Source organism: Micromonospora sp. PRAS1, assembly GCF_059553435.1.
The window spans coordinates 1-14198 of record NZ_JCANNB010000069.1 but is presented as its reverse complement, the minus strand read 5'-3'; the positions used below and the strand labels follow the sequence as shown (position 1 = coordinate 14198).

Below are 14198 nucleotides of genomic sequence, written 5' to 3'. Positions count from 1 at the left end.
ATCTTCAAAGTGTCGCCAACCTCATGATCAACGCTGAGGATCGGGGTGGGGTGGGGGGTGGGGTGTGGTGAGGTGGGGGTATGGACCGGATCCGGCTCGGGCTGGTGCTCCATCCCACCCGGGACGTCACCCCGGTGGTGCAGACCATCGCGGGCTGGGCCGCCCGGCACCGGGTCACCCTGGCGGTACGCGCCGAGGACCGGCACCGGGTGCCCGACTCCTTCCGGGTGCTGCCGGAGGCGGACCTCGCGGCCGGGTCGGACGTGCTGATCAGCATCGGCGGGGACGGCACGATGCTGGGCGCGCTGCGGCTGGCCATCCACGACCCGAAGCCGGTACTCGGCGTACACCTGGGGAAGTTGGGGTTTCTGGTGGAGGTCGAGCCGCCGGAGTTGCCGGCGGCGCTGGACCGGCTACTGGCCCGCGACTACACCCTGGCGACGCAGAGCTGCCTGGCCTGCGAGGTGTGCGGCGACGACGTGGTGGCGTTCAACGACATCGCGCTGATCCGCATCCCCGGACAGGGCTTCGTCACCGCCACCCTGGCGGTCAACGGCCAGCGGTACGGCTACTACCGCTGTGATGCGTTGGTGGTCAGCACCCCGACCGGCTCGACTGCCTACAGCTACGCGGCCGGCGGGCCGCTGATCTCCCCGGCGACCCAGGCGGTGGTGGTGACCCCGAGCGCCCCGATGTCGGGCATCTCCCGGGCGGTGGTGCTCTCCCCCACCGAGACCGTCCGGTTGGAGCTGCGCCCGGGATCCGGACCGGTGGCCGTCGAGGTGGACGGGCTGGTCATCCGGGACGCCTCGACCTCCGGTGCGGTGGAGATCCGCTACCGTCCCGACGCCGGCCTGGTGGTACGTCTCGATCCACGCCGCCACCGGGAGCGCAACCAGATCAAGCTGACCCTGTTGGACCTGCCGCTGCTGCCCGAGCAGTTACGCGAACTGCTGCCCGAGGAACTGCGCCGGCAGTTCGACCGCCGCGAGCTGCCCCCGCCGCGCTGAATGGACCAGACACGCAGCCCTAAACGTCTGAATGGACCAGACACACAGCCCCAAAAATGCGAAAAAGGGATTCCGGACGCCAAACTCCGCTAAGTAGTTAGGGGTTCACCTCGACGAGGTGCCCCGAGGGGGAGTTGATGGAGAGTTCGGTTCCGCGCACGATCGTCGCGGACCTGCGGGCACTGGGCCGGTCGGCGCCGCTGCGCGCCGCGTACGAATTGTCGAAGCGAAGTGGGTTCCATCGCGTCCTGTTCCACGGCGGGGCGCGTCGACATCACCGGGCCGTCGCGGTGCCGCTGACCAACACCGAGCCGGTCGGTGCCGAGGCCCGGCGACGCTGCCTCGACGACGCCCAACTCGTACTGAGCCAGGGGCTGCGGGTCTTCGGGCGCCGGGTGCCGACGGGCGTGACGCTGCCCTGGTGCACCGACCCGCTGACCGGGCGCTCCTGGCCGGCTGACCAGCCGTGGTGGCGCATCGACATCCGATCCGAGGCGCGGCTCTCCGACGTGAAGTACAGCTGGGAGGCAGGGCGTCATCGCGACCTGGTCGTGCTGGCCCGCGCGGCCCGACTCGACCCGGCCGGTCCCTGGCTGGACGGGCTCACCGGCCTGCTGCGGTCCTGGTGTGAACAGGCACCGCCGGAGCGGGGCGTGCACTGGCACTCCAGCCTGGAACTCGCGCTGCGCGCCATCGCCTGGAGCCAGCTCCTGACCCTGGTCGGCGAGCGGCTCCCCGCCGACGTGGTGACCGCCGTCGAGCGACTGCTGCTGGCCAGCGCCCGGCATCTGCTTGTCGAGTTGCCGTACACGTTGAGCAGCATGCGTAACAACCACATGCTCGGTGACGCCCTCGGCTTGATCCTGCTGGCGCGGATGTTCCCCGGCGCGCCGCGGGCGCGGTGGTGGGCGCGTACCGGTGAGCGGATGTTCGCCGCCCAGTGGCGCCGGCACCTCGCCGCGGACGGCCGGATGATCGAGGACTCGCTCTCGTACCACCGCTTCGTCCTGGAGATGCTCGTGGTCCGGGTGCTGCTCGGCAACGCACCCGAGCAGCTGCGACGGGACCTGCACTCGGTCAGCCTGCACCTGGCCCGGCTCGGCGTCTTCGACGGCGACATGCCGCCGTACGGCGACTGGGACGAGGGGCGCGTACTGGCGTCCTCCGGCGACCCGCTCGACGTGGCCGGCTCGGTCGCGCTCGGCCTGGTGCTCGGCGGCGAGCGGGTGCCGGATCAGTGGTACGCCGACTTCGACGAACTGGCCTGGTACGTCCCGCCGCCAGCACCGGAGACACCCGCGTCGGACCCGGCCACCAATTCCGGCACGACCCCCGCGTCGGACCAGGCCGCCATGGTCGACGCCGGTGCGGCGATCGCTCGCAGCTGGCCCGCCGCGACCGTGTCGGGCGGCATCGGGTACGTCGTCCGGGGACCCTGGCAGGTCTGGTTCAAGGTGGCTGGCGGCCCCTCGCACGGGCACGCCGACCTCACCTCGGTCTGGGTCAAGCACGACGGCCGCTGGCTGATCGGCGAGCCGGGCACCGGCACCTACAACGGGCCGCTGGAGGTCCGCAACGGACTGCGTACCTCCGCCGCCCACCCGGTGCGGCGACCGGACGGCCAGGACCAGCTCGTACCGCACCGCGCGTTCCGCTGGCTGAACCCCGCCCACGGGTATCTCGGGGCGCCGCTCGTGCTGCCGGACCGCACCGTCCTCTTCGGCTGGCACGACGCGTACGCGCGGGGCGAGCGGCCGGTGCGCGTCGGCCGCGCGGTGGTGGTGGCACAGCGGTACGTGGCGATCGTCGAGTTCGCCGACCCCCCGTCGAGCGTCAGGTCGTGGTCGCTCACCATTCCGCTGCACCCCGACGTCACGATCGAGAACGACACACTGGTCACCGGCGCGAGCAAGGTCGCCCTGCTCGGACTGCCCGGATACCGCGCGGTGCGCGGCCGGACGGCACCCTTCGCGGGCTGGCACAGCCGTACCTACGGGCACTGGGAGCCGACGACCTGGCTGATGGTCGAGGACCGGACCGACAGCCGGGTCTGGGCGCTCGGCGAGCTACCCGGACCGTCTCCCGAGGCGGCGGCGCTCGACGGCCTCCGGTTCGCGGTGCAGTGGCACCCGGCCGGCGCCTGCCTGGCCGTCACCGATCTCCGAACCGGAGCGGTCCAGCACGTGGAGGCGCCCCGATGACGCAGCGCAGAATCCTCGTCTTCAACCAGTTCGCGGTGCCCCGGGGCTATCCCGGCGGTACCCGGCACGTCGAGCTGTTCAGCCGGCTGCCCGACTGGGAACATGTGATCATCGCCGGTCGGCGCAATCTGATCACCGGCGCACCGCAACGAGCGGAGCCGGGGTTCCAGCTGGTGGCGGTGACGCCGTACCGGGGCAACGGCCTGGGTCGGGTGGTCAACTGGGTCAGCTACGCGGTGACGGCCACAGTCGCCGGCCTGCGCCAGCCCCGCCCCGGTCTGGTGTACGCCTCCTCGCCGCACCTGCTGGCCGCGCTCGCCGGGTGGACCGTGGCGGCGCTGCGCCGTACCCCGTTCGTCCTGGAGATCCGGGATCTCTGGCCGCGCATGCTCGTCGACATGGGCGCGGTGTCGCAGACCTCTCTGGCGTACCGGGCGTTGGAGCGGCTGGAAGGGTTCCTCTACCACCGCGCCGACCGGGTGGTGGTGATGGCGGCCGGCACGGTGCAGCAGGTCGAGGCCAGGGGCGTGGCGCCCGAGAAGATCGCCTTCATCCCCAACGGGGCCGACCCGGACGACTTCGTGCCCAGCGCCGACCGGGAAACGCTGCGGGCGCGGTACGGGTTCACCCGGCGGACCGCCGTCTACGCCGGTGCACACGGCCCCGCCAACGGGCTCGACCTGCTGCTGGCCGCCGCCCGGACGGTCCCCGAGATCGACGTCGTCCTGGTCGGATCGGGTGTCGACAAGCCGCGCCTGGCGGCGGCAGCAGCCGGCTTACCCAACGTGCGGCTCCTCGATCCGATCCCGAAGACCGAGATCCCCGATCTGCTGCACGCCGCGGACATCGGTGTGCACGTGCTGGCCGATGTCGAGTTGTTCCGCTCCGCCGTGAGCCCCAACAAGGTGTTCGACTACCTGGCCGCCGGGCTGCCGGTGCTCACGAACAGCCCCGGGGTGGTTGGCGATCTCGTCCTCGGTGCCGGCTGCGGAACCGTGACCCAGCCCGGTCAACTCGCCCACGGCCTGGGCCAGCTGGTACGGGCCAGTCCGGAGGAGTTGGCGAAGATGGGGGCGGCCGGTCGGCGGTGGATCCAGGCGAACCAGTCGCGTAGCGCGATGTCACTCGCCCTCGCCCGGCTGCTCGCTCCGCTGCTCGACGAGGCCGGCGGGCGCTGACCGCAGGCGGTGGACTCGCGGCGGCCGACGGAGGTCCTGCCGCCGCGCTGTCCGGCCGCAGGACGTCCGTCGATCCGTCAGGCCATCACGCCGTCAGGCCGTCAGGCCATCACGCCGTCACGCCGTCACGGCGTCGGTCCGTCAGGCCGTCACGGTGTCACGAGCCCAGTGGGACGCCCGTGTCGGCCTCGGCGTCCGCCCGCGTCGGCGGGATCGAACGGTGCACCGGGGCGCTGGCCAGGGCGGCGACCGCGGCCAGCGTCGTCCGCGTGGTAGCGAACGACGCGGCCAGCTCCCGCCCCTCCGGCGCGTTACCCACGATCGTCTCCCGGACGTACGCGAGCAGTTGCCGGTGCCCCTTGCCGGCCGGTACCCGCCGGATCTCTCGACCGTCGATCTCCAGGCGCCGGAAGTCGTCGATCACGACGGTGTGCCCGCGGCCGAGGATCTCCACCCGCTCCTTGGGGGTGTGCTGGCTGCCCCGGGTGCAGTACGTGATCGTCGCGGTGGACCCGTCCGGATATCCGAGCAGGACGCTGACGTCCTCTTCCAGGCCCAGTTCACCTCGACCGCTGCCGTACGCGTGCACGACGCCGGGATCCGCGCCCACCAGCCACGACGCGAGGTCGACGAAGTGGCACACCTCGCCACGGACGCGGCCACCCTGACGCCGGTCGTGGTACCAGTGCGACTCGGGCAACCGCCCCGCGTTGATCCGGTACGCGATCGTCAGCGGCCCCCGGCCGGCGGAGAGGACCTGCCTCGCGTGCCCGACCATCGGCGCGTGCCGCCGGTTGAAGCCGACGAAGAGGTGACCCGAGTTGCGCTGGTAGGCGGCCGTCACCTCGTCCAGTTCGTCATGCGTCAACGCCAGCGGCTTCTCCACGAACACGTGTTTGCCGGCGTCGAGCGCCTGCCGGACCAGGCTCGCGTGCGAGTCGTGCCGGCTGAGGATGAACACCACGTCGATGTCGTCGCGGCCGAGCAGGTCGCCGACGCCGCCGGCCACGGTCGCGATGTCGTTGCGCTCGGCCAGATGCCGGGCGGTGATCCCCTTGGCGGAGGTGATCGCGACCAGGTCGGCCGCCCAGCCGGCCGCCTTGAGGGCGGGCAGGAAGGTGGCCTTGGCGTAGAGCCCGGCCCCGATCAACCCGGCACGCGGCTGCACCGAGGCACGGCGCGGACGGATCGTGATCGTGTCGCGCCGGGACTCTGCCGGTGCCGCGTAACTGAGCTGCACCGCCAGCGAGCGCGGGTCGGCGGCCAGCACCTCGTACGCCGCCTCCGCCTGTTTCACGTCGAAGACGTGCGTGACCAGGTCGTCGACCGCGACCCGATCGCTGGCCACCAGGTCGAGATAGGTCTCGATGTTGCCCCGGGCGGTCCAGCGCACGTGCCCGGCCGGATAGTCGACGCCCCACTCCTCGTACGCCCGGTCGTAGCGGCCTGGCCCATAGCTGCGGGCGAACCGGAGGTCCAGTTCCCGCTCGTAGAAGGGCCGCCGGTCGAGTTCCAGCCCGACGTCACCCACCACGACCAGGCGGGCCCGGTCCCGGGCGATCTCGGCGCTGCGCGCCACCGGCCCGGACGAGCGGGTCGCCGCCGTGATCAGGACCGCGTCGACGCCCCGGCCCCGGGTCAGCTCCATGATCTGTTCGGTGGTCGGGTCACCGGCCTCGACCAGGCCGGTCGCGCCGCTGCTCGTGGCCAGTTCCGCAGTCCACCGGCGCACGTCGACACCGACGACCCGCAGCCCCGAGGCGAGTGCCAGGCGGACCGCCAACTGCCCGACCAGACCGAGGCCGACGACCGCGACCGAGCCGCCCACCCCCACGTCGGCCTGTCGCAACCCCTGGAGCGCGATGGCCGCCACGGCGCCGAAGGCGGCGGCCTGGTCCGACACCGCGTCGGGTACGGGCACCGCGAGCAGACCGGGCACCGCCTGGTACTCGGCGTGCCCCGCCGAGGCGGTGGCGACCCGCATCCCGGGCCGGAGCCCGTCGGTGGCGGCTCCGGCGGCGACGACGACCCCCGCCGCGCTGTACCCGAGCGGCATGTCCTCGTCGAGCCGGCCACGCACCGTGGCGAGCGTCGATCGAACCCCATCCGTGCGTGCCTTGCGCACCACCTGACGGACCAGGTCCGGCCGGGCGCGCGCCTTGCGCAGCAGGCCGGCCGAGGCGAGTTCCCGCACGGCGCGTTCGGTGCCTGCGGAGAGCAGGGATCTGCGCACGGCCACCAGGACTTCGGTGGCGGCCGGCTCGGGCTGCGGGACCTCGACGACCCGCACCATGCCACCGGACACGGACTGGACAACCTGCTTCACGGGACCTGCCTCCGGGGGAAATGAACATCTCGCGTCCGCGACAGCCAGCCCTTCGGGCGCCGCACACCGTGACGCATCCGTCACTGGAGATTGTATGGCGATTACAGGCACCAAAATGGATAACTTGTACTATTGGCGCGCCATCGACAATCCATGACGAAATATGCGAGGAATTCTTGTCAACCGCCACCGTCCTGCACATCGCGGGCGCCCGCCCCAATTTCCCGAAGGCGGCCCCGGTGATCCGCGCGCTCGCCGAGCACGGCGTTCCGCAGCGCCTCGTACACACCGGGCAGCACTACGACGAACGCATGTCCGAGGTCTTCTTCCGGCAACTCGGGCTCCCGGAGCCGGACGAGAACCTGGCGGTCGGCTCGGGCAGCCACGCCCGCCAGACCGCCGACATGCTGGTCCGACTCGAGGCGTACTTCCAGGACATCCGCCCCGGCCTGGTGGTCGTCTACGGCGACGTGAACTCCACATTGGCCGCCGCCCTGGTGGCAGCGAAACTCACGATTCCGGTGGCACATGTGGAGGCGGGGCTGCGCAGTTTCAACCGGTCCATGCCGGAGGAGATCAACCGGCTGGTCACCGACCGGCTCTCCGACCTGCTCTTCGCCACGAGCCCGGAGGCGCTTGTGCACCTCGGCAACGAGGGCATCGCCGCCGACAAGGTGTTCTTCGTCGGCAACCCGATGATCGACACGCTGCTGGCCAACCTGCACCGTTTCGAGACGCCGCTGGGACTGCCCGAGCGGTACGCCGTGGCCACTTTGCACCGGCCGGCGAACGTCGACGACCCGGGCGACGCGGCGGAGCTGGCCAAGACCATGCACGGGGTGGCCGACCAGATCGAGATCGTGTTGCCGCTGCATCCCCGGGGACGGCAGCAGCTCGCCGCCGGAGGGCTCTTCCCGCATCCGCGAATCCGGGTGATCGAGCCGCTCGGCTACCTCGAATTCCTCGGCCTGGTCCGCGGCGCCCAGGCCGTCATCACCGACTCCGGCGGCGTCCAGGAGGAGACCACCGTGCTCGGGGTGCCCTGCCTGACCCTGCGCGCCGAGACGGAACGCCCGGTGACCATCACCCACGGGACGAACCGTCTGGTCACCCGCGCGGGGCTGACGGACGCGGTGCGCGGGCTACTTACCGGGCAACAGCGGGCGATCGAATGGCCCGTACCGCCGCTCTGGGACGGGCACGCAGGCGAGCGCATCGCCGAGGTGATCGCCGGCTTCGTCGCGGCCCGCTGAACCGGCCGACCGGCTCGGGCCGCTTGCGCGGAAACGACTGGTCGCCGGCTCGCTCACCCGACCGGCGAGCCAGCCGGCGATCGCCACCAGCAGGCCCAACAGCAGCAGCCGGGGGCCGGTGCGCGCCATGTAGGTGAAGCTGCCCACCCAGACGAGGTCGACCAGACCAGCGGCGGCGATCACCGCAGCGAGATAGCCGCCGAGTGCGCCCGGCGTGGCCAGCGGCCGGGACGACGCGCGGGCGAGCAGCCGATCGATGCCGGCGACCGCGAGACCGGTCGCCGGAATCGCCAACGCGATGCCGGGCAGCCCGAAGTTGAACAGCCATTCGCCGTACCAGAGCGCCGCCTCTGAGTGGGTCGTGTCAGCCAGGCCGGGTTTCAGGAACGGGACCAGGTCGCGACCGAACCCGTACGGCTTCTCCGGCCACCAACCCCGGGGCACCAGGGCAACGAGCGCCGCGAAGAACGTGTCGCCCCACCCGCGCGGCAGTAATCCGGCCCCGTTCAACTGCCAGAGCCTGGCGAAGGAGAACATCGGGCTGACCACCGAACCCAGCCCGTCGCCGCCGACCGGCGCATCCTGATTCCCGGCGCGTATCGCGGCGAGGAAGAGCAGGACCGGGGTGGCACCCAGGATGACGATCAGCTTGGTGTAGCGACGACTGTCGCCCTGGGCGAGAATCACCAACAATGCCAGCGCGAGCGTGCCGACGACGATCCGGCCGTACCCGTTGAACAGATAGACGAAGTAGACGGTGAAGGCGGCCAGGGTCAGCAGGCCACCCAACACCTTCCAGCGCCCGATCGGTCCACGCAGCAGCCCGGCACTGACCAGCACGACGCCGAGGAACCCGATCGATTTGGCGATACTGCCGGCCGCGGGCGCGGCCACCCCGAGGACGGCCGCCACGGCGAGCAGCACCGCACCGGAGATGATTGCCCAGCCGGCCGTACGCGCGTTCACCCCGGCCACGTCCGGCTGGGTCGCCCTGGGTGCCTCGGCTCTCCAGAACAGCAGCCAGGTCAGCACGTGACCGAAGTAGCAGACCGCCAGACCGACGAGCAGTGGCAGTTCCGGGTCGGCGGCACTGGCCTGCAAACCGTGGTAGACACCACCGAAGCCGACGAAGACGGCGAAGGCGATGTTGTAGATACCCACCGCCGTGATCCGGCTGCCGCCGTCTCGCCAGAACACCCAGGTGCCGAAGAGGATGGCGAGCAGTCCCAGGGCGATCGAACCGTTGTCGCTCCAGGATTCCGGCGAGTCGAGGGTGAGACACACCGCACCCGCGGCCAGCCAGCCGAGACCGACGCAGAGACGTCGGAAGTTCCGGGTGCGCCCACCATCGGGCCAGTGGCCGGCGAGCTGGGGGGCGCGAGTTAGCCGCATGCAGCGGATAGTAGCCACGCACTGACGCAGGAGACGCGGAACGCCACGACCAGGCACGACGCGGCGGCAAGGAACCAGGTCGCCCGACCCGGTGAACCTCCCCTACCCCAACACGTCGGTGACGAGGTCCCTGGCCTCCTGTTGGATGCGGGCGAGGTGTTCCGGGCCCTGGAAGGACTCGGCGTAGATCTTGTAAACGTCCTCGGTACCGGAGGGGCGGGCGGCGAACCAGCCACTCTCGGTGGTCACCTTGAGGCCGCCGATCGGGGCGCCGTTGCCCGGTGCGGTGGTCAGCGTGGCGGTGATCGGCTCGCCGGCCAGCTCGGTGGCGCGTACCTGCTCCGGGGAGAGCTTGCCGAGCACCGCCTTCTGCTCGCGGGTGGCCGGGGCGTCGATCCGGGCGTACGCGGGCGCGCCGAACCGGTCGGCCAGCTCCGCCCAGTGCTCGCTTGGCGTGCGGCCGGTGGTCGCGATGATCTCGGCGGCGAGCAGGCAGAGCAGGAGGCCGTCCTTGTCGGTGGTCCAGGTGCCGCCGTCGCGGCGCAGGAAGGAGGCGCCGGCGCTCTCCTCGCCGCCGAAGCCGACGGTGCCGTCGAGCAGGCCGGGGACGAACCACTTGAAGCCGACCGGCACCTCCAACAGGGGCCGCCCGAGGTCGGCGGCGACCCGGTCGATCATCGAGGAGGAGACCAGGGTCTTGCCGACCGCGGCGTCCGGCCCCCACCGGTCGCGGGTGCGGAACAGGTGGGCGATCGCCACCGCCAGGTAGTGGTTCGGGTTCATCAGCCCGGCGTCGGGGGTGACGATGCCGTGCCGGTCGGCGTCGGCGTCGTTGCCGGTGGCCACCTGGTAGTCGGCGCGCCTGGCGATAAGCGAGGCCATCGCGTTCGGCGAGGAGCAGTCCATCCGGATCTTGCCGTCGCCGTCAAGCGTCATGAACCGCCAGGTCGGGTCGACGTCCGGGTTGACCACGGTCAGGTCGAGCCGGTGCCGGTCGGCGATCTCGCCCCAGTAGGCGACGCTGGCGCCGCCGAGCGGATCGGCGCCGATGCGCACCCCGGCGGCCCGGACCGCGTCCAGGTCGAGCACCGCAGGCAGGTCGTCGACGTACCGGCCGAGGAAGTCGTACGTGCCTGTGGTGTCGGCGGCGCGGGCCCGCGCGTACGGGATGCGGCGCACCTCCTTGAGCCCGGCGGCGAGGATCGTGTTCGCGCGGTCCTGGATCCAGCGCGTGACGTCGGAGTCGGCCGGCCCACCGTGGGTGGGGTTGTACTTGAACCCGCCGTCGTCCGGCGGATTGTGCGACGGGGTGATCACGATGCCGTCGGCGAGCCCGGCGCTGCGGCCCCGGTTGTGGGTGAGGATGGCGTGCGACACCGCAGGGGTCGGGGTGTAGCCGTCCCGGCTGTCCACCAGCACGGTGACCTCGTTTGCGGCGAGCACCTCCAGCGCGTCGACCGCCGCCGGGGCGGAGAGCGCGTGGGTGTCCCGGCCGAGGAAGAGCGGGCCGTCCACGCCCTGCTCGCGGCGGTAGTCGCAGAGCGCCTGGGTGACCGCGAGGATATGGTCGGAGTTGAAGGCGTTACGCAGGCTCGACCCGCGGTGCCCGGAGGTGCCGAAGGAGACCTGCTGCGCCGGGTCGCCCGGGTCGGGATGCTCGGCGTAGTAGGCCGTCACCAGCCGGGGCACGTCCACCAGGTCGCCGGGCTGGGCCGGCTGACCGGCACGGGGATGACTACTCACGGCTGTACTGGCCTTTCGTTCGCGACTGCGGGGCTCCGCTGCGCTGCACTCCTCGCGCTCACGGCTCCACCTTCTGACCTTTACCGATGACCACGATGCCGTTGTCGGAGACGGTGTAACGCTGCCGGTCGCGTTCCAGGTCCACGCCGATCTCGGCGCCCTCGGGCACATAGACGTTCTTGTCCAGGATCGCGTGGCGGACCACCGCGTGCCGGCCGATCTCGACCCCCTCCATCAGCACCGCGCCGTCCACGTGCGCCCAGGAGTGCACCTTCACCTTGGGCGAGACGATCGAGTTCTCCACAAGCGACCCGGAGATCACCGCGCCCGGCGAGACCATCGAGGCGACCGCCCGGCCGACCCGTTCGCCCCACTGGTGCACGAACTTGGCAGGCGGGTACGGCGGCTGCTCGGTGTAGATCGGCCAGTCGAAGTTGTAGAGGTTGAAGACCGGGTGCACGTTGATCAGATCCATGTGCGCGTCGTAGAACGAGTCGAGGGTCCCCACGTCGCGCCAGTAGCCCCGGTCCCGGTCGGTGCTGCCCGGCACCTCGTTGTCGCGGAAGTCGTAGACGTTCGCCTCACCCCGCTCGACAAGCATCGGGATGATGCTGCCGCCCATGTCGTGCTTGCTGGTCTTGTCCTCCGCGTCGCGCTCGACCGCGTCGATGAGCGCCCGGGTGGTGAAGACGTAGTTGCCCATCGAGGCGTAGATCTCGTCGGGCGCGTCGGGCAGGCCGACCGCGTCGGTGGGCTTCTCCCGGAAGGCCCGGATCTGCCGGCCGTCCTCGCCGACCTCGATGACGCCGAACTGGTCGGCCATGGTGAGCGGCTGCCGGATGCCGGCCACGGTCACGCTGGCGCCGGAGGCGATGTGCTCCTCCACCATCTGCCGGGGGTCCATCCGGTAGATGTGGTCGGCACCGAAGACGATCACGTAGTCGGGCTGCTCGTCGTAGATCAGGTTGAAGCTCTGGTAGATCGCGTCGGCCGAGCCGGCGAACCACCACGGGCCACGACGCTGCTGCGCGGGGACCGGGGTGACGTAGTTGCCGAGCAACGTCGACATCCGCCAGGTCTTGGTGATGTGTCGGTCGAGGGAGTGGGACTTGTACTGGGTCAACACGACGATCTTCAGATAGCCGGCGTTGGCCAGGTTGGAGAGGACGAAGTCGACCATGCGGTACATCCCGCCGAACGGGACGGCCGGCTTGGCCCGGTCCGTGGTCAGCGGCATCAGGCGCTTGCCCTCTCCGCCGGCCAGGACGATCGCGAGCACCTTGGCAGCCATGAGCAGACGCTATCCATAGCCGTGCCGGTTCACCACTCGTACGGCACAGTTCCACAGCCGGTGCGGTGCCGGATTCTGCACTAGGGTGCCGGGCATGACCGACTCCCCACCGCTGCGCGTCGACCTGCTCACCCGGGAGTACCCGCCGGAGGTCTACGGCGGTGCCGGGGTACACGTCGAGTACCTGGCCCGGGAACTGCGTCGGATCACCGACGTACGGGTGCACTGCTTCGGCGCGCCGCGCACCGAGCCGGGCGTGCGGGCGTACCCCGAGCCGGCGGGGCTGACCGGCGCGAACCCGGCGCTGCGCACGATGGGGGTGGACCTGGAGATGGCCGCCGGGTGCGCCGGCGCGGACATGGTGCACAGCCACACCTGGTACGCCAACCTGGCCGGGCACACCGCGAAGCTGCTCCACGGGGTGCCGCACGTGGTGACCGCGCACAGCCTGGAGCCGCTGCGACCGTGGAAGGCCGAGCAGCTCGGCGGCGGTTACGCGCTCTCCTCCTGGTGCGAACGGACGGCGTACGAGTCGGCCGACGCGATCGTGGCGGTCAGCGCCGGCATGCGCCGGGATGTGCTGACCGCGTACCCGACGATCGACCCGGACCGGGTGCATGTGATCTACAACGGCATCGACACCGCGCAGTACGCCCCCGACCCGGGCACCGACGTGCTGGCGCGGCTCGGCATCGACCCGGCCCTGCCCAGCGTGGTCTACGTCGGCCGGATCACCCGGCAGAAGGGCCTGCCGCACCTGCTGCGCGCCGCCCGTGACCTGCCACCGGACACTCAACTGGTGCTGCTGGCCGGCGCGCCCGACACGCCGGAGATCGCCGCCGAGGTGGAGGCCCTGGTCGCCGAGCTGCGCGCCGGCCGCTCCGGGGTGATCTGGGTGGCCGAGATGCTGCCCAAGGTCGAGGTGATCCAGATCCTCACCCACGCCACCATCTTCGTCTGCCCCTCCGTCTACGAGCCGATGGGCATCGTCAACCTGGAGGCGATGGCCTGCGAGACGGCGGTGGTCGCCACCGCCACCGGCGGCATCCCCGAGGTGGTCGCCGACGGCGAGACCGGCCTGCTGGTCCCGATCGAGCAGACCGCTCTCGACGGCACGCCGGTCGACCCGGCCCGCTTCGAAGCCGACCTGGCGGCCCGGTTGAACGAGCTGCTGGCTGCTCCGGAGCGCGCCGCCGCGCTCGGCCGCGCCGGTCGCCGTCGCGCCGTCGAACACTTCTCCTGGGACGCCATCGCCGCCCGCACCCTCGACCTTTACAAATCGGTACGCGGCTAAGAAAGCGTGTACGGAAAGGTGTGCGTGTAAACAAGGGCCCCCTATCAACGCCTGCGGTCGAGGAACAAGCCCCTTCAACACCGCGCAGTACGAATTTGGTCATTCGCCACGCAGCAACTCCATCAGCGCCTCGGTAGACATGTGCGCTGTCTGTTCCGCGCCGCCACGGCCACGCATCCGCCGCACCAGACGCTGACCTCGACTCTCGACGCCACGCGACCGGCCATCCGGAGGCACGTCGCCGTCCGCCAGCACCTGCCCCTCGGGGGCGGCGCCGTCCTGCGTCGCGTCAGTCTCGCGGATCGCGTCGCCATCGCGCCGACCGTGCCACCGCCCCACCGCGCGGCCGAGATCGTCACCCCCTTCCTTGCCCCCCTTCACCAAAACACCTCCAATTCACCGGCCGATGCTCATCATTCTTGGAAACTCGCCGTTCAAGCTGAGCGGTACTTTTCCAAAGTCTGCGGGGCAGGGTGCGCTGAGAGACTCAGGTGGCGTGGAGGGTGGCGG

10 protein-coding genes are annotated in these 14198 nt (G+C 71.0%); 5 read left to right on the top strand and 5 right to left on the bottom strand.

The window, feature by feature from the left end; all coding sequences use genetic code 11:
- The first annotated feature begins 80 nt into the window (after window positions 1-80).
- The 3 genes from AC507J_RS31805 to AC507J_RS31795 all read left to right on the top strand — a co-directional run bounded on the left by AC507J_RS31805 (window position 81) and on the right by AC507J_RS31795 (window position 4389).
- The gene (locus tag AC507J_RS31805) at window positions 81-1010 is read left to right on the top strand and encodes an NAD(+)/NADH kinase (RefSeq protein WP_496294200.1); all 930 of its coding nucleotides are present in this window, start codon (window positions 81-83) and stop codon (window positions 1008-1010) included.
- Between the two features lie 137 nt (window positions 1011-1147).
- Window positions 1148-3211, top strand: a complete 2064-nt coding sequence (locus AC507J_RS31800) for a heparinase II/III domain-containing protein (RefSeq protein WP_496294198.1) — start codon at window positions 1148-1150, stop codon at window positions 3209-3211.
- Window positions 3208-4389 (top strand): glycosyltransferase family 4 protein, encoded by a 1182-nt coding sequence (locus tag AC507J_RS31795; RefSeq protein WP_496294196.1) that lies wholly within the window; start codon window positions 3208-3210, stop codon window positions 4387-4389. The genes AC507J_RS31800 and AC507J_RS31795 overlap by 4 nt, the downstream gene beginning before the upstream one ends.
- 157 nt (window positions 4390-4546) lie before the next feature.
- Here AC507J_RS31795 and AC507J_RS31790 read toward each other — a convergent pair whose 3' ends face one another.
- Entirely contained in the window at window positions 4547-6715 is a 2169-nt protein-coding gene (locus tag AC507J_RS31790) for a bi-domain-containing oxidoreductase (RefSeq protein ID WP_496294194.1), read from the bottom strand.
- Window positions 6716-6891: 176 nt separating this feature from the next.
- On the opposite strand from AC507J_RS31790, the gene wecB reads away from it, so the two are divergent.
- Complete coding sequence (gene wecB / locus AC507J_RS31785; protein WP_496294192.1) at window positions 6892-7968, top strand: non-hydrolyzing UDP-N-acetylglucosamine 2-epimerase; 1077 nt, start codon at window positions 6892-6894, stop codon at window positions 7966-7968.
- On the opposite strand, the gene AC507J_RS31780 is transcribed toward wecB, so the two are convergent.
- The 3 genes from AC507J_RS31780 to glgC all read right to left on the bottom strand — a co-directional run bounded on the left by AC507J_RS31780 (window position 7858) and on the right by glgC (window position 12394).
- Window positions 7858-9360 carry a hypothetical protein gene (locus AC507J_RS31780; RefSeq protein WP_496294190.1) on the bottom strand — a complete coding sequence of 501 codons (1503 nt, stop codon included), beginning with the start codon at window positions 9358-9360 and terminating at the stop codon, window positions 7858-7860. The genes wecB and AC507J_RS31780 overlap by 111 nt on opposite strands.
- A gap of 102 nt (window positions 9361-9462) precedes the next feature.
- The gene (pgm, locus tag AC507J_RS31775) at window positions 9463-11103 is read right to left on the bottom strand and encodes a phosphoglucomutase (alpha-D-glucose-1,6-bisphosphate-dependent) (protein WP_496294189.1); all 1641 of its coding nucleotides are present in this window, start codon (window positions 11101-11103) and stop codon (window positions 9463-9465) included.
- Between the two features lie 58 nt (window positions 11104-11161).
- On the bottom strand, window positions 11162-12394 hold the full coding sequence (gene glgC, locus AC507J_RS31770) for a glucose-1-phosphate adenylyltransferase (protein WP_496294187.1): 1233 nt from the start codon (window positions 12392-12394) through the stop codon (window positions 11162-11164).
- Window positions 12395-12488: 94 nt separating this feature from the next.
- Between glgC and glgA the strand changes: the two genes are divergently transcribed.
- Window positions 12489-13688 carry a glycogen synthase gene (gene glgA, locus AC507J_RS31765; protein ID WP_496294185.1) on the top strand — a complete coding sequence of 400 codons (1200 nt, stop codon included), beginning with the start codon at window positions 12489-12491 and terminating at the stop codon, window positions 13686-13688.
- A 99-nt stretch (window positions 13689-13787) separates the two neighbouring features.
- On the opposite strand, the gene AC507J_RS31760 is transcribed toward glgA, so the two are convergent.
- Window positions 13788-14069 carry a hypothetical protein gene (locus AC507J_RS31760; protein ID WP_496294183.1) on the bottom strand — a complete coding sequence of 94 codons (282 nt, stop codon included), beginning with the start codon at window positions 14067-14069 and terminating at the stop codon, window positions 13788-13790.
- Window positions 14070-14198 lie beyond the last annotated feature (129 nt).